Origin of the sequence: Microvirga makkahensis, assembly GCF_009830105.1 — a bacterium.
Classification (GTDB): domain Bacteria; phylum Pseudomonadota; class Alphaproteobacteria; order Rhizobiales; family Beijerinckiaceae; genus Microvirga; species Microvirga makkahensis.
Genome location: NZ_WURB01000041.1, coordinates 1 through 23,626, shown reverse-complemented (window position 1 = coordinate 23,626; position 23,626 = coordinate 1). Strand labels below are relative to the sequence as shown.

At 62.6% G+C, this 23,626-nt stretch carries 22 protein-coding genes; 5 read left to right on the top strand and 17 right to left on the bottom strand.

Translation table 11 applies throughout. From position 1 onward, the window contains the following. Positions 1 to 17: 17 nt before the first annotated feature. Both GR328_RS26975 and GR328_RS24960 read left to right on the top strand, forming a co-directional pair. A complete protein-coding gene (locus GR328_RS26975) occupies positions 18 to 785 on the top strand; it encodes a LuxR C-terminal-related transcriptional regulator (protein ID WP_205790288.1) in 768 nt (255 codons plus the stop codon). Then, entirely contained in the window at positions 778 to 1,224 is a 447-nt protein-coding gene (locus GR328_RS24960) for a hypothetical protein (RefSeq protein WP_160888368.1), read from the top strand. Before GR328_RS26975 ends, GR328_RS24960 begins: the two co-directional genes overlap by 8 nt. Before the next feature lie 120 nt (positions 1,225 to 1,344). Here GR328_RS24960 and GR328_RS24955 read toward each other — a convergent pair whose 3' ends face one another. Genes GR328_RS24955 through GR328_RS24925 form a run of 7 tightly spaced genes read right to left on the bottom strand, consistent with a single transcriptional unit; the run spans position 1,345 to position 7,973 of the window. Further along, positions 1,345 to 2,397: an ABC transporter substrate-binding protein gene (locus GR328_RS24955; RefSeq protein WP_425487077.1), complete on the bottom strand. Its 1,053-nt coding sequence runs from the start codon at positions 2,395 to 2,397 to the stop codon at positions 1,345 to 1,347. Then, complete coding sequence (locus tag GR328_RS24950) at positions 2,394 to 3,569, bottom strand: NAD(P)/FAD-dependent oxidoreductase (RefSeq protein WP_160888367.1); 1,176 nt, start codon at positions 3,567 to 3,569, stop codon at positions 2,394 to 2,396. Before GR328_RS24950 ends, GR328_RS24955 begins: the two co-directional genes overlap by 4 nt. Then, a complete protein-coding gene (locus GR328_RS24945) occupies positions 3,566 to 4,942 on the bottom strand; it encodes an FAD-dependent oxidoreductase (protein ID WP_160888366.1) in 1,377 nt (458 codons plus the stop codon). The genes GR328_RS24950 and GR328_RS24945 overlap by 4 nt, the downstream gene beginning before the upstream one ends. Next, on the bottom strand, positions 4,939 to 5,229 hold the full coding sequence (locus GR328_RS24940; protein ID WP_160888365.1) for a (2Fe-2S)-binding protein: 291 nt from the start codon (positions 5,227 to 5,229) through the stop codon (positions 4,939 to 4,941). The genes GR328_RS24945 and GR328_RS24940 overlap by 4 nt, the downstream gene beginning before the upstream one ends. Positions 5,230 to 5,239: 10 nt before the next feature. Then, positions 5,240 to 6,034 (bottom strand): ABC transporter permease, encoded by a 795-nt coding sequence (locus tag GR328_RS24935; protein WP_160888364.1) that lies wholly within the window; start codon positions 6,032 to 6,034, stop codon positions 5,240 to 5,242. A 4-nt stretch (positions 6,035 to 6,038) separates the two neighbouring features. Then, positions 6,039 to 6,899: an ABC transporter permease gene (locus GR328_RS24930; protein WP_160888363.1), complete on the bottom strand. Its 861-nt coding sequence runs from the start codon at positions 6,897 to 6,899 to the stop codon at positions 6,039 to 6,041. A 9-nt stretch (positions 6,900 to 6,908) separates the two neighbouring features. Further along, complete coding sequence (locus tag GR328_RS24925; RefSeq protein ID WP_160888362.1) at positions 6,909 to 7,973, bottom strand: ABC transporter ATP-binding protein; 1,065 nt, start codon at positions 7,971 to 7,973, stop codon at positions 6,909 to 6,911. 179 nt (positions 7,974 to 8,152) lie between these two features. Between GR328_RS24925 and GR328_RS24920 the strand changes: the two genes are divergently transcribed. After that, positions 8,153 to 8,965, top strand: a complete 813-nt coding sequence (locus tag GR328_RS24920) for an IclR family transcriptional regulator (protein ID WP_160888361.1) — start codon at positions 8,153 to 8,155, stop codon at positions 8,963 to 8,965. 346 nt (positions 8,966 to 9,311) lie between these two features. Here the strand turns inward: GR328_RS24920 and GR328_RS24915 are convergent, their stop codons facing one another. From GR328_RS24915 to GR328_RS24900, 4 genes are all read right to left on the bottom strand, one after another. Then, complete coding sequence (locus tag GR328_RS24915) at positions 9,312 to 11,348, bottom strand: S8/S53 family peptidase (protein ID WP_160888360.1); 2,037 nt, start codon at positions 11,346 to 11,348, stop codon at positions 9,312 to 9,314. A gap of 39 nt (positions 11,349 to 11,387) precedes the next feature. After that, positions 11,388 to 12,488: a phosphatase PAP2 family protein gene (locus tag GR328_RS24910; protein WP_160888359.1), complete on the bottom strand. Its 1,101-nt coding sequence runs from the start codon at positions 12,486 to 12,488 to the stop codon at positions 11,388 to 11,390. A 23-nt stretch (positions 12,489 to 12,511) separates the two neighbouring features. Continuing rightward, the gene (locus tag GR328_RS24905; protein WP_160888358.1) at positions 12,512 to 14,419 is read right to left on the bottom strand and encodes an adenylate/guanylate cyclase domain-containing protein; all 1,908 of its coding nucleotides are present in this window, start codon (positions 14,417 to 14,419) and stop codon (positions 12,512 to 12,514) included. A 261-nt stretch (positions 14,420 to 14,680) separates the two neighbouring features. Beyond that, positions 14,681 to 15,472, bottom strand: a complete 792-nt coding sequence (locus GR328_RS24900; protein ID WP_160888357.1) for a right-handed parallel beta-helix repeat-containing protein — start codon at positions 15,470 to 15,472, stop codon at positions 14,681 to 14,683. Positions 15,473 to 15,779: 307 nt separating this feature from the next. Between GR328_RS24900 and GR328_RS24895 the strand changes: the two genes are divergently transcribed. Then, on the top strand, positions 15,780 to 15,998 hold the full coding sequence (locus tag GR328_RS24895) for a hypothetical protein (RefSeq protein ID WP_160888356.1): 219 nt from the start codon (positions 15,780 to 15,782) through the stop codon (positions 15,996 to 15,998). On the opposite strand, the gene GR328_RS24890 is transcribed toward GR328_RS24895, so the two are convergent. Genes GR328_RS24890 through GR328_RS24870 form a run of 5 tightly spaced genes read right to left on the bottom strand, consistent with a single transcriptional unit; the run spans position 15,986 to position 20,836 of the window. Beyond that, on the bottom strand, positions 15,986 to 17,164 hold the full coding sequence (locus tag GR328_RS24890) for a M20 aminoacylase family protein (RefSeq protein WP_160888355.1): 1,179 nt from the start codon (positions 17,162 to 17,164) through the stop codon (positions 15,986 to 15,988). The two genes, GR328_RS24895 and GR328_RS24890, sit on opposite strands and share 13 nt — an antisense overlap. 52 nt (positions 17,165 to 17,216) lie before the next feature. After that, positions 17,217 to 17,978 (bottom strand): amino acid ABC transporter ATP-binding protein, encoded by a 762-nt coding sequence (locus GR328_RS24885; RefSeq protein ID WP_205790291.1) that lies wholly within the window; start codon positions 17,976 to 17,978, stop codon positions 17,217 to 17,219. Positions 17,979 to 17,992: 14 nt separating this feature from the next. Further along, a complete protein-coding gene (locus GR328_RS24880) occupies positions 17,993 to 18,928 on the bottom strand; it encodes an amino acid ABC transporter permease (RefSeq protein WP_160888353.1) in 936 nt (311 codons plus the stop codon). Continuing rightward, a complete protein-coding gene (locus tag GR328_RS24875; RefSeq protein ID WP_160888352.1) occupies positions 18,925 to 19,815 on the bottom strand; it encodes an ABC transporter substrate-binding protein in 891 nt (296 codons plus the stop codon). The genes GR328_RS24880 and GR328_RS24875 overlap by 4 nt, the downstream gene beginning before the upstream one ends. A gap of 58 nt (positions 19,816 to 19,873) precedes the next feature. Next, on the bottom strand, positions 19,874 to 20,836 hold the full coding sequence (locus GR328_RS24870) for an ABC transporter substrate-binding protein (protein ID WP_160888351.1): 963 nt from the start codon (positions 20,834 to 20,836) through the stop codon (positions 19,874 to 19,876). 100 nt (positions 20,837 to 20,936) lie between these two features. Here GR328_RS24870 and GR328_RS24865 point away from each other — a divergent pair, with 100 nt between their 5' ends. Then, positions 20,937 to 22,262 carry an aminotransferase-like domain-containing protein gene (locus tag GR328_RS24865; protein ID WP_160888350.1) on the top strand — a complete coding sequence of 442 codons (1,326 nt, stop codon included), beginning with the start codon at positions 20,937 to 20,939 and terminating at the stop codon, positions 22,260 to 22,262. Between the two features lie 407 nt (positions 22,263 to 22,669). Here the strand turns inward: GR328_RS24865 and GR328_RS24860 are convergent, their stop codons facing one another. Beyond that, the gene (locus GR328_RS24860; RefSeq protein WP_160888349.1) at positions 22,670 to 23,410 is read right to left on the bottom strand and encodes a class I SAM-dependent methyltransferase; all 741 of its coding nucleotides are present in this window, start codon (positions 23,408 to 23,410) and stop codon (positions 22,670 to 22,672) included. Between the last annotated feature and the right edge of the window lie 216 nt (positions 23,411 to 23,626).

Sequence of the window (23,626 nt, the reverse complement as noted above, 5' to 3'; positions counted from 1 at the left end):
ATTGAGCAGGGGCATAGATGACTGTACCAACCCTCACGCTTGTCCACGAGCGCTCATCTCAAAGCGAAGATACGTCCGGCATTCCCGATCCGACGATCCGAACAGCGCTGGTCTGCGACAGCCCTCTGTTGCGTTCGGGCCTCCAGCGCATCCTGCAGGGAACATCGTTTGTTCCTGCCGAGGCAGCTTCCGCCGCCGATGCGGCTTGGCTTCCGCATTGGACCGTGGAGCCTGCGCTCGTCATCGTCGAATCCAACCGGAGCAAGGGTGACGTGCTTCGCGTTGTCAAGCAGGTGAAAGAGCAGTTCCCAGACGTCAGGATCATTGCCCTGGCGGACTGGTTCGACCTCGACTTTCTGCTGAAGGGGCACGAGACGGGGATCAACGGCTTCTGCTTGGCTGCAAGTGCTCCCGGTGTTCTAATCAAGTCGTTCGAACTGGTCATGCTCGGCGAGAGTATCGTGCCCTCAGCCGTCCTTCTGTCAGGTGCAATGGATGCGGCTCCGGATCAGGATCGACCGTGCTGCGACAATGGCGCGGAAGAGTCGGGCCTGTCCGATCTCCGGGCTTGCGGGCTCTCGGCGCGGGAGACGCAGATCCTGGACTGCTTGAGGGAAGGATCTCCCAACAAGGTTATCGCCCGCAAGCTGGACATCACCGAAGCCACCATCAAAGTTCACGTCAAAGCCATTCTGCGCAAAATCGGCGCGTCCAATCGCACTCAAGCCGCGATGTGGGCCTCTCAGCGCCTGCCACGTCGAGGTGGAGCGTCTGCGAATGTCTGAGACGCCACCCGTGAAGGTTGTTGTCGGTGATAAGGTTCGCGTTCACTTCCACCCTCCCGCTCCCGTGAAAAGCTTCGTCGAGGGAGCCATAAGCCGGATCGATGAAACGGTTCCGCATGGCCCGTTGATCGTAGTGGACGTCACCCATCAGGTCATCCTCGGCCGAGAGGCTCCCATCAGGCTTGGGCACCAGGACTACATCCTGTACGAGCGCTGGAATGACTTTCCCGAGCAGATCGAGGTGCTGCCTACAACCGATCAGGAGGTGAGTGGGGAACTCACATCCGGTCCATTCGCCCGAAGCGAGGCGAACGAGCCCGGGGAAGCGGGAATTCGCGGAGCGGAGAATGCCTCTGCGCAGCTCGAGGTCGAGGTCGAGCGCTATGAGCCGCCCAGGCGCAGTGGGCTTATCGCTGCGATCTTCAAGCGGCAGAGATAGTTGGTCTTATAGGTGCGTCTTGGACATCCCAGATCCTGCCTGCCTCGCGCTTCGGCCGCTCGACAGGGACCGGGATATCATACGGGGCGGAGGCTCGATGCTCCGCCCCGTATGATGATTTCAGCGCTCGATCGTCTTGTTCCAGCGGCTGTTCCATTCGGGCCGCTTTTCGTTGATCGTGTCCCAGTCGAGGGTGACGGCGGTCTTCATGTATTCGTGGAACTTCTTGAGCTTGGCTTCTGCCTCCGGCGTGGGAGCCTTGGCTTTCACGTTCGAGGGAACGATGTTGCCGTACTGGAGAGCCTTGCTCTGAGCCTCCGGAGACAGGAGATATGCAGCAAGCTTCTGAGCCAGTTCCGGTTCGCTGTTGTTGGCGATGACGCATTCGGTCACCATCAGCACGACGGAACCTTCCTTGGGCTGGGCATATTCCACGGGGATCCCTTTCTCCTGATGGGCCGCCACGGCCGTCGGGGTCAACGGGAAGATCGCCGCTTCTCCGGTTTGCACCATCTCGGAAATCTTGGCCGAGCTGGGGATGTATTCGAGCACGTTCGGACCGATCGTGTCCTTGAACTTGGAGAAGCCGGGCTCGACATTCTTCTCGTCACCGCCTTGGATCCGGTTGAACATCAGGAAGGCATGCAAGCCGTAGGATGAGGCCGCGGCGGATTGGAACACGACCTTTCCCTTGTACTTCGGGTCTGCGAGATCCATCCAGGAGGTCGGCGGGGCCCACCCGTTCTCATCGAACATCTTCTTGTTGTAGGCAAGACCCGTCATGCCGAGATCGATGCCGACGGCCATGTCGTCCTTCAGCCGGGCTCCCGGAACGAGATCGGCCAGAGCCGGCGTATCCTTGATCTTCTCGCAGAGACCCGCGCCGATGGCGCGCACCATGACGCCGTCGTCGAGGAACATCACGTGCATCTGAGGATTAGCCTTGGCCGCCGTCGCCTTCGCGAGAATATCCGATGACGTGCCGGGGACGACGACGACCTTCACATCGTTTGCCTTCTCGAACTCCGGAAAGACATGCTGCGTGTAGGTTCTTTCGAAATTGCCGCCGTTCATGCCGACATAGAGCGTCTTTGTCTGCGCCTGGACTGTGCCGGATGCGGCAATGGCAAGTGCAGCGAAGGCTGCGGTCTGAAGGAGCTTGATCTTGGTCACTTTGATGTTTCCCTCTTTAGGGGCTCAGGAACGGAACCCACAGGAGAGCCCTGGTCCATGCGGGCAAATCGGTCGATGGCAAAGGCTTCTATCGGCGTGCGGCTTTCTCCGTCACGAACGAGTTCGGCGAGGACTTCACCAACCGCCGGGGCGATCTGGAATCCGGCACCCGAGAAGCCGAAGGCGTGGATGAGGTTCGGTGTGGTCCGGCTGAAGCCGATCACCGGGTTCCGGTCCGCCATCTCGCCTTCCGTGCCGCTCCAGAAGCGGATGGCGTAGGCATTGCGCAAGGCAGGAAACAGCGCGGCTGCGCGGTTCATGATGGTGACGGCACCAGAGCCCGTGGGGCGCGAAAAGTCCAGATCGGCAGCCGGCTTGCCGCGCATCCCGCCGACGATGCAATTGCCGCGCTCCACCTGACGCGCATAAATGCCGCCGCCTTCTGCGCCGATATTCACGTTCATGAATACGCTCAGCGGCTCGGTGACGATCATGCTGGGGTAGATTCGCCTGAGAGGCACCGGCTCCCCGAAAGCCTCGGCGAAGGTGCCCGCCCAAGCTCCGGCGCTGTTGATGACGAAGCGTGCCCTGACCTCGGTTCCCGAGCCTGCCGATAGATGGAATCCCTCCGGCACCTTCTCGACGTGGGACACGGGTGTATGCTCGAGAACCTCCGCTCCAGCCCGACGGGCCGCGAGAGCGAAGGCAGCCGAGACGAGGCGCGGATTGGCATGTCCGTCCCCCGGACAGAGCGAGGCTCCCGCCACATCTCCGGCGATCCAGGCAAACCGCTCCCGGATCCGGCTGCGGCCGATCAGTTCAAGATCCAGCCCCAATTCCGCGACGCGCGCCGCATAGGATTCGAGAGATGCCATCTCGGCTTCCGTCCGGGCGAGCTTGAGATGGCCGGAGCTGACGAACTCGCCATCTATGCCGATGATCTCCTTCAGGCGCGGCCAGATGGCATGGGCGCGCTGGGACAGTGCGATCTGCTCGGGAGGCCGGCCCTGACGCCGCACGCCACCGTAATTGACGCCGCTCGCCTGTGCCCCGCAGAAGCCTTTTTCGAGGAGAGCAACGGAAAACCCCATGCGCCGAAGGGCGAGCGCAGCGGAACTGCCGACAAGTCCACCGCCGATGATAGCCACATCCTTGAGAAGAGTTCGGCTCATGCGGTCTCTCCGTCCGCCGCGATCTCGAGAGGAAGGGGCTTGATGGGCGGCTGCGTACGCATGCGACCGACAGCCTCCAGCGGCTGACCGCGGGCGGCCGCCAGGATCTCCGCCGCCGCGCATGCGCACATCCGTCCTTGGCACCGGCCCATGCCGACGCGGGTCAGGGCCTTGAGACGATTGAGTTCGTGGACCCCCTGCTCGCGCATGGCGGCGCGGGCCTGGCCGATCGAGATCTCCTCGCAGCGGCAGAGGAGCACATCGTCATCGACGCGATCGGCCCATCCGCCGGGGAAGGGGAAGGCGGCCTCGAGAATGTCCCGGAAGCGGTTGATGGCGGCGAGCCTGCGCTCCAGCACGACGATCCGCGCGCGGTCGACGGTCACGCCGGTATCCTCCAGGAGGGCGAGACCCGCCCGCTCTCCCGCGAGTTCGGCGGCGTCCGCCCCGGCAATCCCCGCTCCGTCGCCGGCGATGTAGACACCGGACACGCTGGTGCGTCCTGCTATGTCGCGTTCAGGTCGCCAGGCACGATCCCGCCCGTCGAAGACGAAGCGACACCCTGCAAGATCCGCCAACTGGGTCTCGGAACGCAGAGCAAAGCCGTACCCCACGGCATCGCAGGCAAGGCGATGTTTCTCGCTCCGCTCGCGCCAGACAATGCCCTCAACCCGTGTCTCCCCCTCGATCCGGTCCGGCTCGACACCGAAGCGCACGGGAACACCGCGCGCCATGAGTTCGGCCGCATAGCGGAGTCCGCGCAGAACAACACCCGGCTGAGATGGCAGGCCGCGCAGGAGATGGAGTTTCGCCGAAAATGGCGCCGTGTCGAGTACGGCGGCAACTCTGGCGCCGGCTTTCACATACTGCCATGCAACGAGATAGAGCAGAGGCCCGGAGCCGAGGAAAACTACCTGCTCGCCGATGGCGCAGCCTTGCGATTTCAGAGCGATCTGCGCGCCGCCAAGGGTGAAGACGCCTGGGGTGGTCCAGCCACGGAACGGAAGGATGCGATCAGTGGCGCCCGTGGCGAGGATCAGGTGGCTGAAGTCGAGGCGGCGGGTCCGTCCGCCGGCCGCCACATCGGCGGCCTTGTCCCCGACATTCCACACCAGGGAGTGCGGAAGATACTCGATTCGGTCCCTGATCCGGGCAAAGGTCCCGTGCAGCGCCGTCGCCTTCCCGGCTTCCGAACCATAGAGGTCGCGTGGCGTGCGATTGTCGGGCACGAGCCTTTGGCGATAGATCTGACCGCCGCCGGACGCCGCCTCGTCAACAACGATCGGCCTGAGGCCTGCGTCCACGAGGGTCTGGGCCGCGCGGATTCCGGCAGGTCCGGCGCCGACGATCAACGGTCGAAGTGCGTCGCTCACGATCGGGGCTCCGCGATGGTTCGAAGATTCATTCCCGGTTCGAGAACCGTGCTGCAGGCGCGGATGCGCTGGCCGTCGCTCGTCAGGACCCAGCAGTCCTGACAAGCGCCCATCTGGCAAAAGCCGGCCCGGGGGGTGCCTGAGAAGTCGCTGAGACGCAGCTCGTCGGTATGGGTGAGGATGGCGGTCAGGACCGTGTCGCCTGCCCGACCGGAACGTGCCTCGCCGTTCAGGATGAAGGGGACAGGGAGAAGTTCGTGTCGGGCAAGACGCTTGAGAAGAGCCATATGGGTTTCCTCAGCGCTGCCCGACGAGGATGCGGTCGAGTCCAAAGGCACGGTCCAGCACCAGCATGGCGACAGCGGTAATGGCGATCATCAGGGCCGAGACGGCCGCCATCATCGGATCGATGGACTCCGTCGCGTACATGTACATGCGGACGGGCAGCGTGACGGTTGCCGGCGAGGTGACGAAGATCGACATGGTCAGCTCGTCGAAGCTGTTGATGAACGCAAGCAGCCAGCCTCCCGTGATGCCAGGCAGGATCATGGGGGCGGTGACGCGGCGAAACGTGGTCCATTCCCCGGCGCCGAGTGTCCGCGCGGCCTGTTCCGCACTACGGTCGAGGCCCGACAGGGCGGCGAGCACGAGACGGAGTACGTAAGGCGTCACGATAATGATGTGTGTCGCGACGAGCCAGGCAAAGCTGCCGGTGGCGCCGATGAGCGCAAACAGGCGCAGAAAGGCGACGCCGAGCACCAGATGGGGGATGATCAGCGGCGACAGGAACAGCGCATTGAGGAAGTCGCGGCCTGGAAACGTATAGCGGCTGATGGCAAGTCCCGCCGGTACGGCGAAGACGACGGCCAGCGTCGCGGAGAGGGTCGCCAGCCAGATGCTGTTCCAGAAGGAAGCCACGAAGTCCGGATGTGCGAAGACAGCCTCGAACCAGCGCAGCGACAGGCCGGCCGTCGGCAGGCTCAGCGTGTTCTCCGGAGTGAATGCGACGAGGCAGATGATGACGAGCGGCGCCAGGACGAACGTCAGAACGAGAATGTGAAAGATGAGAGCGACAGGACCGTTCTTATGCATGACGTCACCCTAGGGTCCGGCGTGCGCGGGCCTCGACCATGCGGTTGTAGGCCAGCATGATGCAAAGGTTTGCGGCAAGCACGATGATCGCGATGGTGGCTCCAAGCGGCCAGTTGAGCTCCTGCAGGTACTCGTCGTAGACGAGCGTCGCCGCCATCTTGAGGCGGCGGCCGCCGAGCAGAGCCGGTACGGCGAAAGCACTGGCCGACAGCCCGAAGACGATGAGGCTGCCGGAGAGCATGCCGAGCGTCGCCTGCGGCATGACCACCCGGCGGAGAGCCGTGAAGTGGGAGGCGCCGAGCGTCCAGGCTGCGGCCTCGACCATGGGATCGAGTTTCTGAAGAGCCGTCCAGACCGGGATCACCATGAACGGCAGCATGACGTGGACGAGAGCGACGACGATGGCGGTTTCGGTATAGAGGATCCTGACCGGCGGAAACCCGAGAAGCTGGAGAGCCTGGTTCACGAGTCCTTGCGAGCCGAGCAGCATGCTCCAGCCAAAGGTGCGGACGACGACCGAGACCAGCAGTGGGCCGATGATGACGAGGAGGAAGATCGAGCGCCACGGATCGCGCATGCGTGACAGGATGTAGGCCTCCGGAACCCCGATCGCGGCACAGATCAGCGTGGTCAGCGCGGCGATCCGCAGCGTCCTCGCGAAGATTTCAAGGTAGTACCCATCGGTGACGACGGCGACGTAGTGGGACAGCGTGAAGGTGTTCTGGATGCCGGTGGAATAATCGTAGGCATGGAACGAGAGGATGACGGTCAGTGCCAGCGGCAGGAGAACCAGCCCAACGAAGAACAGGGCTCCGGGACCGGCAAGCAGCCATGGAACGGCAAAGGTGGATGGGCGCGGAGTCATCGTTCTCCCTCAAGCCGCTGCGGCGTTGTCCGCGATGACACGCAGGTTCGCGGGCGACCAGTCGAGACCGACTGGAGAGCCTTCAGCAGGCGGTTCTTCGCCGTGGTTCGGAATCGAGACAGTCATGATTCCGAGAGGAGTCTCGACCGTGAAGAGCCACTGGCTGCCGAGGAAGAAGCGGCTGGCGACGCGTCCGTCGAGGCGGCCCGCGCCGGCATCGCACAGCAGGATCTTCTCGGGGCGGATCGACAGCGTGACCGGCGTCCCGTCAGCGATCTCCGGCGCCGGGGTCTCCAGCAGCACACCTCCGATCTCCGCACCGCTGGATGCGCCGCCGCGGCGCCAGGTGCCGGCAAGAAGATTTGTCTTGCCGACGAAGGACGAGATGAAGGCGTTCGAAGGTTGTTCGTAGAGGCGGTAGGGCGCATCCACCTGCGTCATCCGCCCGCTTTCCATCACGACCACGCGATCGCTGATGGAGAGCGCCTCGGCCTGATCGTGGGTCACCATGATCGTCGTCGTGCCGACCTTGCGCTGAATCCGGCGCAGCTCGAACTGCATCTCCTCGCGCAGCTTGGCATCGAGATTGGACAGAGGCTCGTCCAGCAGGAGGACAGGCGGCGCGATGACAAGGGCGCGGGCGATGGCCACACGCTGTCTCTGGCCGCCCGACAGCTGACGGGGATAGCGATCGGCGAAGGCGGAGAGTTGCACCAGCGCGAGCGCCTCGCGCACCCGCTCAGTGCGTTCAGCCTGCGGGATACGCCGCATTTCGAGGCCGAAGGCAACGTTCTGCGCCACCGTCATGTGAGGAAAGAGGGCATAGCTCTGGAAGACGACACCCAGACCGCGGCGATTGGGTTTCTCATGGGTGATGTCGCGACCATCGAGTGAGATCCGCCCCTTCGTCGGTTCGACCAGACCGGCGATCATCTGCAAAGTCGTCGTTTTTCCACAGCCCGACGGGCCGAGAAGCGAAACGAATTCGCCCTTCTCGATCGCCAGATCGACATCGCACACGGCAGTGAACGTACCGAATTCCTTCGAAACCCGTTCGAGCGACAGGAACGCCATACAGTCCTCCGATCATTGCAGAGCCTCGGACCGCACGGTCTGTGCGAGCACGAGGCCGAACCCGCATCACGGCTAAGACGGCAGCCCAAGTCAACGTACTGGTTCCAGCCTATGAAATTTTTTTGACATTTCTTTCAGTTGTTGAAAGAAAATAGCCAAGTCTCACATCCAGGTTTCACATGTCGGAAGATGCAATATCCGGAATCAGACGGGCACTTGGACTTCTCAAGGTTCTCGGGAGCCAAAATCCTCAAGGGATGCGCCTCACCGACATCGCCGCCGCAAGTGGCATAAGTCAGCCCAGCGCCCACCGAGCTCTGAAAGCCCTGATGGCGGAGGGCTTCGTCGAGCAGACCGGAGCAAGCCGGAAGTACCGGCTCGCTCTCGACTTCTTCGTGCTGGCGGCGCAGGCCGCCCATGCCGGTGGTCTGCGCAGCACGGCACGGCCAGCGCTTCTGCGCCTGTCCTCGACCTTGAGCGACAGCGTCTTTCTCCTGGTTCGCAACGGATTTGACGCCGTCTGTCTGGATCGCGTGGAAGGGCCATTTCCGATCAGGACCTTCACGGGCGATATTGGCGGAAAGGTGCCGCTCGGGATCGGGCAGGGCAGTCTGGCCATTCTATCCTTTTTGCCCGAAGACGAGCGCGAGACGATCATACGCTTCAACGTTCCGCGCCTTCTCGATCGGGGAAGCTTCGACGAGGTCGGGCTGCGGATGCAGATCCAAACCGTCCGTAGGACAGGGTATGCCAGCCTGAACACAGGTCTGATTCCCGGAATGGCCGGTGTCGGCGTTCCCATCTTCGATGCGGAGGGGCGAGCCGTGGCCGCCTTGAGCATCGGGACCTTGTCGGAGCGATTGGAGGGGGATCGTCTGCCCCTCGTGGTCGAATTGCTGCAAAAGGAAGCCGACGGGATCGGCAGGCAGCTCAATCCCTTCGACCCAACCCTGCGCTATCCCACCCGAAGCCTTGGCACAGGATCCACATGATCGTTCCGACGGGCAACCTTCGACCGAAAGCATAGTGCGGACCCGGAGCGCCGCGCCCGTTCTCTCCCGTCATGGCCCGGACGAGCCCGGCTATGGCGAGAGGAGGTTGTCGTCGCCACCGTGCGGCTCCGAAGGCGCGCGTTGAACGGCGCGTCGGCAATCGAAGGGCGCCTCTGGCACGCCCGGGCTACGCCCGAGGGCGGCTTCTCCCCTTGACCGGTTCGTCCGAAAGGCCGGCGAATGACACCGCCCGAATCCGATTAGGCAATGTATTGAGGGCGTCGGATAACTGAGCCGCAGACGTCGGCAGCCCCCACGTGGCTGTTCCAACAAGGGTGCCCGGGCGTCAGGGCGGCTCGATGTTGCCGCCGCCCCGTTTCGCAATTTCTTCGGGCTGCGTCGGTGGGTCGACTGCAGGCGGGATCGGTGGATCGGCAATGTGCCTTGCCAATTGTGGTGCCGCGGCACTGGTGCCGATCAGGCGAAACACGCCGCCGCTCCTGTTGCCTCCGGCCCGTATACCCAGGAGCGCGTGGGATTCATCGCAGGGTAGCACGTTGTCGGGACCCAGGCGCAGGGCGAGCGGACCGCTCCGCGCAGGGCCTGCCGAGGAGTAGGACGACTTGCGTCCGTTTGCGATGATGTACCCACCGGCCACGTGTACGCCGGGATCCTTCGCGGTGGCGATCCCGTTCAGGGTGCCGTCACGACGGATCAGAGATCCGGTCCTGTCAAACTCTCCGTTGTTGTACTTGCAGCTTGCCTCGGAGGAACGGGTCATTTCCCATGTGTGATCGAGGAAGTACGAAAGCTTGGCGCCGGTGCGCACATTGAGGTTCGGGTCGCTCCGTGCGACATAGGCATGAATCTGCGCGTTCTGGGGAATGCCGGAAACCTCGATCTTCCAATCCCCGTGTTCGGCCACGCCCCGGGTCGGTTCGACCGCAAGCAGCCACATCGTGTGGCTGCCCCATACGATTGGGGCGTAAACCCCAGTGTGGGGCGGAAGGGACACGCCAGGGGGCGGCGGGACAGGGCCCGTGCCCGACGTCGAGACAGCTCCGCCGGGCGACGTGAGCATGACGGAGACAGGCCCTGGGTCGGCATTGTCCATCCATAGTTCGGCAAAGCACAGCACGGGATTGTCGGGGGGAAGGCGCCACGTCCACTCGATACGGTCAGGTCGTCGTCCGCTCCTCGCATAGACGACGTGTCCTTCGCTCAGATAGGTGTTGCCTGCCGCAAGAACGATTTCGAGCTTGGGTTTCCTGGCAGTGCCGTCGAACTCCGCGACGAGCGCTGTCAGTGCCTCCTCCAACTCCGCCGTGCCATCATGCGGACCGGTCGTCGGGCCGTAGCTGATGTTGATGATAACGTTCTTGGTCTTACCCGGGTCGGCAAAGGACAGGACGTACCGGATGCCATCGAGAACATACGCTTTGAGCCACACCCCGGTCGCATCACGGATACAGTCGTGCGGGAATTGCACGAAGACCACATCGGCCTTGGAAGCAGGGTCGGCGCCCGGCCTCCAGCTCGGCGGGTCGCGACGGTCACCCTGAGCCGCGGGACCGACACGTGAGGAGGTGGGGACGCGACCTGCGAGTACGTCCATCACATGCGCTCCGTGCGACAGACGTCGCGACAGACTGCTGAAGCCGGCGTCGGCGTAACAGCCATCCTCGTCGATGCCGCCTGTCGGCGTCGCATGCAATTGGATCCATTCGTCGAGACCTATTCGCCGCCGCAGGGGCGCGGGAACGGCTCCTTCGGAATCGCGGTAGAATTCAAGGCCGTAGTTGAAGTCCAACAGCCTCTGTCCGAACAAGCATTCCTCGCCGTTTCGATCATTGATTCTGATCGGTTTCTTGCCCTGGTTCTGGTCCCAGATGCCCCGCACCCGCGTGCTCGCCTTGGCCCGGAGGAAATGCGCGGCGGCGAATGGGCAGCCGTCGTCGAGCACACCGATGAGGAGTGACCCCGGCGATTTCCGGCCTTTCCGCCAGCGTCCGGCAGGGAGCCTCCTGAGCGCTCCCGATGCCGAGGTCTCCAGTGGAAGCGACAATGCGACCCTGGAGACATACTTCTCCCAGATATCGAATGCGACCGATCCGTTGACAGCTTTGATCACGGCCTCCCTGGCGGCGTGCAGGGTGGCAAATCGGGTGGTGCTGCCGGCCGGACCGAGAACGACGGAGAGCCCGGCTTCGTTCATCTGCGCAGCGAATTCGGTTTCCCGTCCGGCCTCTTTGAACTCCACGAGGAAGAACAGCCTGGATCTCTCTTTCTTCCCGTCGGGAAGCTCGAAATTCCCGAAATTCGACGAAATCGCGTACCGGAGGTACGGGTCAAAGCATTTCGGGTAGGTGTCGCGTTCGAGCATGGAACCTTCTCCGCGTGGCCCAGAGCTCTCCTCATCGGCTTATGGGAATCGTCCCTTCCACTCGTTCTGTGCGGCGATCCACACATGCTCCATCAGCTTGGACTGCACGATGGACCCCGCTTGCGAATGAGAATAGAAAAGCGATGCCCCGTCGAGGGTCTGCTGCGGATTGAACGGATTGAAGTCGGTGGTGGCAGCGCCATCGATGCCGCCGGCGAGGAACTTCCTGCCCATGAATGGCCGGCCTCCCGTACAGCGCCCGACGAAGTACTCGCCCAAGGCGACGCCCAGCATGCGCCCTGCCATGCTGTCGACCGGGAAGTGGACGCCTGCGATCACACGGTTGGTCGCGATGCGGGCCGCCTGCCGATCAAGCTGCTCGATGACCATGGCGTGTGCCGTCTTCGCCGGCTTCAGCTTGAGCAGCGATTTCAGCACATGCGCGACCGCGAAGACCTGCGTCGCGTGTCCGCTCGGAAAGCTTCCGTGTCCCGGCGTCGTGATCATCGGTTGAACTTGGGCATTGTATTCGACTGGACGCCAGCACGCCAAAGCATGCTTGAAGCGCATTTCCACATACACGCAGAATTGCAGCACCATGTTGACGAGCTCGAACGTGCGCTTGGTCCGTTCGGGGTGCATGTAGATGATCGATGACCAGAAGGCGTATGGAGGATCGATCTGCGCCAGAATTTCGGTGGCGCGTTCGTTGCGCAGCTCGGCCCAGCTCAGCACCATCGGAATCTGCGCCGCAAAAGTCGATTTCTGCGGACGTTCGATTTCCGCGATCAAAGTTCCGGACGACAGCACCTGGAAGGACGTCGCGGTCTTGTGAAAGCTGATCCCCTGCAGCATCTCGCCGATCGCCACATAGGCGCGGACCCATGGCTCCCAGCGCGCCATCTGCGCCGTGTCCTCGATGACCGGCAATGCGGGGGCGTAATGACTTGTCTCAGGAACCGTCGTTCCTTCCCGCCCCAGGATGAGCGCATCCACCATGATCGAGTTGGCGAAGGCATCGGCCAGCGTGCCAAGCATCGCGCCGCCCGCACCACCGGCTCCGCCCGCACCACCGGCTCCGCCTGCACCACCCGCCCCACCGGCTCCACCGGCTCCACCCGCGCCACCCAGCTGGGTCATTCCCGCCTCCCTGTGGGTTAAGTTTATCTTCCCGACGGCAAACCTGCCTCCGCGAGGCAGTGCGCCCAGTGCCGGCCCGTATCGAGCTGCCCATTCGGCATGCGCGCGACATATTTCTCGACAGTCAGTTCCGGCTCGAGCTGCAGCACGTTGCGCAGGGCTCCGCGCGCCTCGTCCATCCGCCCCTGGCAGACGAGTGCGATCGTCAGAGCACGCCATGTGGAGGAATGCATCCGGTTGAGCGCGAGCGACGACCGCGCGAGTCTTTCGGCATTCACATATTGATGCGCGGAAAGTCGTGCCGTCGCGCCGAGGGATTCGAAGTAGTAGCGCTGCGGATCGAGCGGGGAGAGTTCCATCGCGCGCTGCGTTGCGTCCACAGCCGCGTCACCCTCGCCCATGAACGCATGGATCGTACCCCGGTAGAGCCAACCCAGGGCGTGGCTGGGATTGACGTCGACGGCTTGATCACACCGCTTGCGAGCCGTGTCCAGATCCTTCAGCAAATGACAGTAGACGAAGCCCTCCGTCGCGAGCGCAAGTGCGTTTGACGGATCCCTGTCGAGCGCCGCATGGGTGGTGCCCAGGGCCTCGGCAGCCTCGCGGGTCCGATCCTCGGACCAGCCCCGCGTCACCCGCAGAATGAACCAGTTGCCGAGCCAGGCGCGCGGGGTGGCAATGCGGTTGTGCCGGTTGATGAGCTCCTCGAGGAGCTTACGAGTCTGCAGAAACTCGTCCTTGCTCGACCGATGCATCATTCTGATGCTGCCGAGCAGCAACGAATAACTCTCGAGGGTCGGCAGCGGTTGGGTCAGAATATGTTCGACTTCAGCGTCGAACACGGAGATGTGCACTGCCTGGGCGATCCGACTCGCCAGTTCGCTTTCGGGCTTCAGCAGGTCGCCGACCTCCCCGCACAATTGGCCGGACCAGACGATTTCGTTATTGCGCGCTTCGGCGAGTTCGGCCGTCACCAGAAGTCGGCCCGCATCCACGATGTATCCGCCGCTGAGGACATAGTGAGCGCCGAGATACGATGCGACCTGCCTTGCATTTCTCGCACGGCCGCGAAACACGCTGGTGGACAGGCGTGAAATGACCTTAAGGCTCGTCGATTTCGACAGGCGCCAGATCACGCTATCGGCGATCAGGTTGCCGACATCGAAATGCTCGCGGTTTATGTTCCTGGCCTCGAAGGGAACCACGGCGATGCAGGGTTCCATGGGAGTTCCGTAGTCGCGCAGGCCGGTAAGGCTTGGCTGTCGGCTTGGCGGACCGACCCGATACGCTCGGACCGGTTTGTCAAAGTGCTTGAGAAAGCAATCGCCGAGATCCTCGCACGATGCATCCACTCCGTGCGTAAGCTCGTCGCGTGCGGCGGCATTGCCGATCGTCTCACCGGGATTTGCCAGAGCGGCCAGGGCAGCCGCCAGCTGCTCATGCGCCGATGCGCTGGCAATCGTCTCGTCCGGCCCGGCCAGCGTCGCCAGCCGCGCCGCTAAGTTTACGGCTGTCCCATAGATGTCGGTTCCGTCGCTCCATGCCATCGCCGCGTTGATTCCGGCGCGAAGGTGCAGATGCCGGTCTTCCGGAATGCCGGCATTCTGTGCGGCGAGCGTCCGATGCATCTCGGCGGCGGCATGGACGGCGTCGGGGACTGCCTCGAAGCGCGCCATCAGGCCATCGCCAAGGTTCTTGATCAGGACACCACGATGGCGCGGCAATATCTCGGTGGTTACGATACGGACGAAATCTGTCCACCGGCGAATGGTGTAGGATTCGTGCTCCCGCATGAGCCGCACCGACTCCACGAGATCGACCAGAAGCACGATGACCTCCCGCTGCACAAGCTCCCCGCCTGGAATCCGCATGTCGGATCGCTCGGTTCGGGCGGCCTGTCCTTCCGGTTTCTCCACCGCATCATCGTTCATGTCGATCCGACACCACGCGCCAGCCGTTCATGACAATCAGTCCCCTGGCGAACACAAAGGCTCTCGCGACCGCGAAAGAGTGTCAAGTGGATGCTCGACCCGAGTGTCACATTAGGCGGAAATGCGTTCCGCCATGGCACCTCCCGCATCCTCGTTTCAGGTCAACATGACGCGCGAACAGGCAACGGAGAGCGGCGGGAGGAATGAACCTCCCGCCGCCGATCGCCGCGTCGCAGCCGGTCGGATGGTCAGCAGCCCTGGTTAGACATAAAGCCCATAGAGCACACTGCCGTCCCCAAGGCCGATATTGCCCGCCAGCTCCACGTCGCTGGTGAGGCCATCGCTGCCGGGGAAGATCTCGACCTTGGGGTAGGTTCCTGCCACCTCGCCGAAGGTGTTGTTCAGCACCTGCACGTTGTTGGCCTCGATGCCGAGGAGCGGAGAGCCGGTCAGGGCCGTGCCTGCGAACACGTTACTCTCGAACACGAAGCTGTCCGCATCCGGGTTCAGGTAGACGAGGGGGCCTGTGGTGTTGTCGCCCGCATCAAAGGTGTTACCCTCCAACGTGACGTCCGTTACGGCCTCGCCGGTGATCGTCACGACGGCGTTGCCGTCCTGGACGGCCTTCACCGTCAGCCCGGAGATGGAGCCCCCGCTGAAGCCGTCGAACAGCTCGATGGTCGAGGTCGTGTCGATCTCCGTCACGAAGCCGGAGCCGTCCAGGATGGCACCTTCCTCGCCGAGGATTGTGACGCTTTCATCAAGGTCAATCACCTCGTTGTAGACGCCTGCCCCTACCTGGAGAGTATCGCCGTCATCGGAATAGGCGAGAGCCTCGGCGAAGGTGGCGAAGCTCAGCGTGACGCCCCCTTCCTCATCTTTCACCACCGTGATGACCCCGTCGGTAAAATCGGGTTCAGGCTCCGGTTGCGTCTTGTTGCGGGCGAATTCGCTCACGAAAGGGCCAATGCCCCGGGGACCACCTTCGACGCGCGCCTCCTGCTGAGCATGAACAAACGCGCTGACTGCAGACCCATGGTTGGATTTAGCCATTCTGAGATTTTCCCTAATGTTAGCGGCGCTCTTCTACCCCTTTCGGGGTAATGCGCCTGGATAGCTAACGGATCGGCCGAGGGAATATTCCAGGCGCCTGAAAAACTTCTGCCCGACCGAATATCAGGAGCGGAGTGGCCAACGTGCTTCCAAAAATGGCTATTAACCAAATACGAGCGTGGCGCAGCAAAAACGCCCTAGCCGTGGGGTCGCTGCGGACCTCCGGTTAGGGCGTCTCTGAGCCCCAGCGAGGAGATCGGGTGAACCCTCGGCCGGGACTTATGCGGCCCAAGGGAGCTCGTGCCGCATGAGCGAGACTTGGCCGCTCAACCGTGGCTATTTTGTGAACGAGACAATGCTGGTCGGGCCCGGACTCGTGCAGTCAGCATTTTATGCCCTTCAGGGCAGCAGCATTCCTGAGGCGGATCCCGATGAGCCGGAACAAGCCAAGACCGAGGCAGGCGACAAAGCTGCAACAGATCCCCAGACATCAGATCTGCCGCGATTTTGTCATCAGGTGAGATAGCGTTCTACCAAACGAGCCCAGAGCGCGGCTCCCGTGGTAAGGCTCTCGTCCGCGAAGTCGTATTTCGAGCTATGCAGAATCGCGGAGTTCATGCCGTTGCCGAGCCGCAGGAAACTGCCCGGCCTGTGCTCGAGGAAATAGGCGAAATCCTCGCTTCCCGGAATGAGGTGGCAGGTTGAAACCCTGTTCGGCCCGATCAGTTCCTCCGCGACGGCGCGGGCAAAGGCCGTCTCCGCTTCGGAGTTGACGACGACCGGGTAACCCCGCTCATAATCGATCTCGGCGGTAGCGCCGTAGCCGTCGACGACGGACTGCGTCAGCTTGACGATGCGTTCCTGCAGAAGGTCACGAATCTTCGGATCGAAGGAGCGGACGCTGAGCGCAAGTTTGGCATATTCCGGGATGACGTTGACGGCGTTTCCCGCGTGAATCGTTCCCACGGTGACGACGGCCGTCTGGGTCGGATCGATGTTTCGCGAAACAATCGTCTGCAGCGAAACGACCAGATTGCACGCGACCACCACCGGATCGATGGTGAGATGCGGGCGCGAGGCATGGCCGCCGATTCCCTTGATGGTGATGTTGACGGTGTCGGACGATGCCATCATAGGACCGGCGCGCAGAAGAATGTTGCCTTCCGGCGCGCCGGGATGATTGTGCAGGCCGAAGATCGCATCGAAGGGAAAACGCTCGAACAGACCGTCGGCGATCATGGCCTGGGCACCGCTGAACTTGCCGGCCTCTTCGGCGGGTTGGAAGATCAGCGTGACGGTGCCGTTGAAGCGGCGGGTCCGGGCAAGATACTCGGCGGCCCCCAGCAGCACGGTCGTATGTCCGTCGTGACCGCAGGCATGCATCTTGCCAAGGGATCGGCTCGCATGGGCCAGGCCGGTTTCCTCCACGATCGGGAGAGCGTCCATATCGGCCCGAATGGCGAGGCTCTTCTTTCCGTCGCCGACGCTCAGGCGCGCAACGACGCCATGCCCTCCTACGTTGCGGGTCACCTCATAGCCCCATCCCTCGAGCTTCTCGGCGACGAAACGTGCCGTTTCGGCCTCCTCGAAGGAGAGTTCCGGATGAGCGTGGAGATAGTGGCGGATGCCCGTGAGCTCCGCTTCCATGGCTTCGAAGTCCGAGACCCTGGCGAAGACGTTGTCGTTGAGCATGAAATTCGTCCGAATGGCAGTGAGAGGCTGGCCCGGAATGGGGTGTCGGTGATCACAGAAAGCGCGACAGGAACGCCTTCGTGCGAGGATGCTGCGGGTTCCCGATCACGTCGTCTGGTCTGCCCATCTCGACGATCTTGCCATCGTCCATGAACACGACCCGGTCCGCCGCCTCGCGGGCGAATCCGATCTCGTGGGTGACGACGATCATGGTGAGACCCTGCTTGGCAAGGTCGCGCATGGTCGCCAGCACCTCGCCGACCAGTTCGGGGTCGAGCGCCGATGTCGGCTCGTCGAACAGCATTAGTTTGGGCTTGATCGCCAGGGCGCGGGCGATCGCGACGCGCTGCTGCTGCCCCCCGGAAAGCTGACGCGGATAGCTGCCGGCCTTCTCCGACAATCCCACCCGCTCCAGGAGCTGCAGGGCATTCCGTGTGGCGTCCTGACGGCTTTCGCCGTGAATGCCCACAGGCGCCTCGATGATGTTCTGAAGCACCGTCATGTGCGGGTAGAGGTTGAACTGCTGGAACACCATGCCGATCTTCCGGCGCTGGCGGGCGATGCCGTTTGCGGAGAGCTTTTCCAGGCGGCCGTTGCGGAGCCGGTAGCCGATCTGCTCGCCGTCCACCGCGATGAAGCCCTTGTTGATGGCTTCCAGGTGGTTGATGCAGCGCAGGAAGGTTGACTTGCCGGAGCCGGAGGGGCCGAGGATCACGACGACCTCACCAGGCATGATGTCGAGGTCGATGCCCTTCAGAACTTCGAGCTGATCGAAGGACTTGTGAACGTCGCGTACCTGCACGAGAGGATTCATGGTCTGGACGGCGCTCAATGGCTTGCCTCCTGCACGGCTGTAGCGGTAAGCGCAGGCTTCCCATCGGCTTTGCTGCGGCGTTCGCTGCGGCCGTAATAGGCTTCGATGTAGCTCTGACCGATATTGAGGATCGAGGTGATGAGCAGGTACCAGATGACCGCCACGAGCAGCATCGGAATGATCTCGAAGGTGCGATTGTAGATCGACTGCACGGAATAGAGCAGATCGGCCATCGCGATCACGCTGACGAGCGAGGTTGCCTTGATCATGCTGATCAGCTGGTTGCCGGTCGGCGGCACGATGGAGCGCATGGCTTGCGGAATGATGATGCGCCACAGGGCCCGCGCCCTCGTCATGCCGAAGGCCTCGGCCGTTTCGGTTTGGCCACGGTCCACGGAGAGGAGGCCGCCGCGAATGATTTCCGCCATATAGGCTGCTTCGTTCAGCGCGAGTCCTACGATTGCGGCGGTCATCGGCGTGATCACCGAATTCGTATCCCAGCTCGCGAGCACCGGGCCGAAGGGGATGGCGATCGAAAGCCGTGGGAACAAGGTGGACAGGTTGTACCAGAAGATGAGCTGCACGAGCAGCGGCGTGCCCCGGAAGAACCAGATGAACAGGGCTGCCAGCGAGTTCGCGAGCCGATCGTTGGACATGCGGGCGATGGCGAGCACCAGTCCGAGGATCGTGCCGAGCGCCATCGCGACGACTGTCAGTCCGAGGCTGACATAGAGGCCGCTGATGACCGTCGGATCGAAGAAATAGGCGATCACGACGGGCCAGCCGAAGTTTTCGTTATGGGCCACGATCCAGGCGAAATTCGCCGCCACCAGGAGAATGACGGCCCAGAGGATCAACCGGCCGGAGCGGAAGGGCGCGTGGGCCGTCGCCACGTCCCGGAATGGCGCATCGCCGGAGGGCGATGCGCGCGACGGATCAAGCCGGCTCATTTCGGGAGCGCTCCACCGAGATTGAGGCCGGGCTCCTTGATCATGTTGTTCTCAAGACCCCACTTCTTCATGATGGCCGCGTAGGTCCCGTTGTCCATCAGGAGCTTGATGGCATCGAGCAGCACCGGTCCGAGCGGCGAGCCCTTGGGCACGACGGCACCCTGATAGAGATCCTCGAAGCCGTTCTTCTGCCCGACGCCGGTCAACTCGAGCTGACCGTTGGCCTGGGCGACGAAATAGGTGAGGGGGGCTTGGGAGGAGAAGAACGCATCGGCGCGCTTCGAACGAACGGCGAGGATCGAGCTCGGCTGGTCCGTATAGGATTGAACCGTGAGCGCCTCCTTGCCGTCGGCTTTGCACTTCTCCGCCTGGGCCTGGATCACGCGTTCGGCGGAGCCGCCCGCCATGACGGCGATGCGGTTGCCGCAGGCGGTGTCCAGGGAGGTGATACCCTTGGGATTGCCCTTCTGAACGGCGAAGACGACGAATTCCTGAACCCAGTCGACGAAGTCGTTAGCCTCTTCGCGACTCTTGAAGTCGCCGACGGGGCCGAACGCGAACTGGTACCGCCCGGAATTGACGCCGGCGAGCAGCGCCGGCAGCCCGCCAACCGTGACATGCTCGATCTTGATGCCGAGAACCTGACCGATCGCGTCCGTCAGATCGCTGCTGGCGCCGGTCATCTCGGTGCCGGTAACGATTTCATAAGGAGGGAACGATCCATTATTGACCGAGATCATCTTACCCTCGGCACGGATGTTCTCCGGCAGTCGTGCCCGCAATTCCTCGTTCACGCTCTGCTTCGGGATGGCGGTTTCCTGTGCAATGGCCGGACCTGCAAGGAGCAGGGCGGCGAGTGCGGCGGAGGCGATTGATTTCGAATGCATGAGAGGGGCCTTTCTGTTGAGGACGCTGTTCCAGGTCATCAGTCACTCTGAGAAAAATTCATTCGGCCTGTGCGTGCCAGGGAAAGAGATCGGCGGGCGTAAGCGCGCGCGGCAGAATTTTCTGCTCGTGAAGCTCGGTGGCGAAGTCGCCGATCATCTTCTCGTTCGCCGCGAATCCGCTGATATTCCAGGAGGGGGGCAAGTCGGCGGCGCAACGGCGGAGCTCATCGATCATCCAGGGGGTCGTATCCGCGTATTTCTCGCGCTTCTGCAGCCACATGCGCTGAGAGGCGTCGATCAGTTCGCTGAGCTCGTCCATGACCCATGGCTGCTCCCGCACGAACGTGGCCTTGAGGCCGATCAGGTGCATGCCCGGCACGTAGCCGACCTCGTGGTAGTAGGCGACCTCTGCCGCCCTGAAGTCGTCGAGGACCTGGCGGAACGGCGAATCCTCGTCGAAGAACCCAGGCGGCATGAAGGGGGTGAAAATCGCATCGAGGTCGCCTTCCTTGAGGAGATCGACCATCGGCCGCTCGCCGGGAGCGGCCTCGATGCGCCCCGGGCGACCGAACCCGTCGAGCCGGTCCGTGATGGGGTGGGCTTCCGTCAGCCGGCCCGCGTACCACATGACGTCCTCGATCCCGACGCCCTCGCGGCGGATGGCGGCGCGGGTCCAGGTATTGCCGGAATCCCGCCAGCCCGTCACGCCGATCCTCTTGCCGGCGAGATCCGACAGCTTGCGGATCGGGCTCTCCTTCGTGGTGATGATGCACCGATGACGAAACCCGCGCATGATGAAGTTCGGGATGCCCACGACCCCGTCATCGCCGTCATGCCGCAGTTGCGAGTAGCGGCTGAAGGACAGCTCCGCCCCTTCATACGACGGGTCGCGGGCGAGATCGGAGATGAGCGTGCCGACGCGATCGACCTTGATGTCGAGGCGAGGTGACCGAACATCGCCTAACACCAGAGGCGTCATGTAATCCCAGTCACGAAGGGCGAGTCGGAGGGTGAGGGGCATCGGCATTTGCTCGCAGCGAACTTGTTCTCGGTGCAATTAAAATGTTCATATATCACTGATCAAATCCTATTATGTTATTGAACATTAAATTTGGTGCAGTATGGCCCCGAGCAGAGACGCGCATTGGTTCACCGACAAACTCACTGACAGGAGCATTCGCGGAATCGCTCTTGAGACCGGTGCCCTGATCCGGTCGGGCGCGCTTCCCGTCGGGACAAAGTTGCCTCCGATCCGGGATCTCGCATTCGCCTTGGGGGTCAGCCCTGCGACCATTTCGGAGGCGTGGAGCGAGCTGCGACGCCAGAAGATCATCAGCGGACGAGGGAGAAACGGCACTTGGGTCAGCGGCGATCGTTTCGTCGCGAAGCCGAACCGCCTCGGAAGCTCCGGCAATTACGGTGACGGCATCCTGAACCTGACCGCAGCCGTTCCTGATGCCCGTTTGTTGCCGCCGCTTGCTGAGGCGATGGCCTATGGCGCTTCGGCGGAGAATCTCAACAGCTACGAGCGGAACCGAATCCTGCCGGAACTGGAGGAGGAGGTGCGCCAGACATGGCCCTACGAGCCGGAGGCGTTCCTGGCGACGAATGGCGGCTACAATGCGGTTTACACGTTGGTTCACGCATTGCTGCCGCCGGGAGCATCCGTTGCGATTGAGAATCCGACGGGCATGCGCCTCCTCGATATTCTCGAAGACCGGGGGGTCCGTATCGTGCCGGTTGAATGCGACCGCGAAGGGCCGCTTCCGTCAGCCCTTGAGGTGGCGATGAAGGCCAAGCCCGCCGCCTTCATCTTTCAGCCGAGGCTGCATTCCGTCACCGGCCAGAGTGTCAGCCGAGAACGCTTGGAAGCGCTTGCCGGGATTCTGAAGGAGTCTGATACCCTCATCGTCGAGGACGATGGCGTCGGGGACATTTCCGCAGCTCCGCGCCTTTCTCTGGGGAACTCCTTTCCGAGCCGGGTCATCCACATCCTGTCGTTCTCGAAAACACATGGGCCTGACTTGCGTCTTGCCGTCCTCTCCAGCACCCGGTCGATCGTCGATCAGATCCAATCGTATCGCAGCTTCAGCGCCGGCTGGACGAGCCGCATTCTGCAGGCTGCCACCGCCTGGCTGTTGCGCGACCCGGCGACGCGGGAATCCATTGATCGCGCTCGGATGATATATCAGAGTCGGCGTGCTCATCTCGTCAGCGCTCTACAGGAGAGAGGAGTGCAGGCCATGCACGGTGCGGGTCTGTGCGCCTGGGTTCCGGTATCCTCGGAGCCATTCGCCATGGTGACGCTTGCCGCCCACGGAATTGCCGTCCACCCGGGTGCCAAGTTCTCAAACTTACCGACGTGTCATTTGCGCGTTGCGACAGCCACTCTCTCGGATCGTTACGAGAAAGTGGCGGATTCGATCGCGCTGGCAGCCGGCACGTAAGTGAACTCTGGGCGAAATTCCCCTTTTCGACTCCAGAACGGTCCCTTAGAGCCCATGTGCCAAAAGGTTGCGTGCCCGTAGGGGCGCCGGGCGGGCTTTCGCGCGAGAGCGCAGATGAACCGTGTCGCCGGACTAATTGGCGAACGTGCTCCGCCCACTTCGTACCCTTAGTTCAGGCGATGCGGATGCACGTCGGTCGCGAGCTCCGTCGTGCAGCGACGGTCCGCCCGCGGGGCACCTATCCCCGATCCCTCACTTGAGCTCAATGCCGCATGTCATTGATGCCTAAGGTCAGGACTCACAACGGATCGAAAGCGTTGGATGGCTGCTCCTTATACCGGCCGTGGATCTTGAAGTGGGAGCCAATTGCGATCCGCCCGTGCCACATGACACGGGCGGCTTGGCGCTTAACGCGTTTCTGTCTTTCGAGCGGAGACTAGAAGCATCATCGGCTGCTCCAGCTCTTCGACCAGTTCAGGCAACTGCTCGATCTGTTCGCGCGTTGGGGCGAATTCCTCGACCCGGCGCAACTCGAAGCCCGTATCGATCAGCGCGTTGAGTGTCGTGCCGAGGCTCCGGCGATACTTCAACACGCCCTTAGCGAACCAGTCCGTGCGGCGTTCGCCCTCAATTGAATAGCCATTGACCGGCCAGGTCTTGCGGCCGTCTTCATCGGTGATCCAATGCGGATGCGCCGCAGCCATGAAGATCGGATGCTCGGTCGTAAAGACCAGATCTCCGCCGGGAACCAGCGCCTTGTGGATCATGCGCGTGAGGCGCCGGAAATTCTCGACATAGTGGACCGTCAGGGCGCTGTTGACGAGATCGAAAGTGGCCTCAGGCAGTTCCAGCGTCTCGAGATCTGCGATCCGATATTCAATGGCCGGGTGTGAGGTATCGGTCTTGGCGCGGGGGATCATCCTCTGCGACAAATCAAGGCCAAGCACCGACACCGCGCCTTGTGCGCGCATCCAGCGCGAGGCCCATCCGAACCCGCAGCCCAGATCGGCCACGCGCTTGCCGGTCAACGTAGGCAACATGGCCCGGATTGCCGGCCATTCGGGTGCGCCGTCCAGCCCATGCACCTGTCGCGACAACTGACTGTAGCAAGCGAAGAAACCGAGGTTGTCGTAAATATTCTGTGCCATGTTCAACTCCATGGTGAAAGGAGGATGAGGCACGTTTCGCGGCATTGCATGGTTGCTGCTTTGTCCGTACAGCCAGCCTTTGGCTGGGCGGCACCGTTGCATTAACCTTGGCGGTACGGTGAGGGGCGGCCAGCTGAGGATCCGCCGGTGTCAAGGCTTCCGCTCCGCATCCTGGCGTGTAGATGAAACCTATGTGCGGGTCGGTGGGCGCCGGAA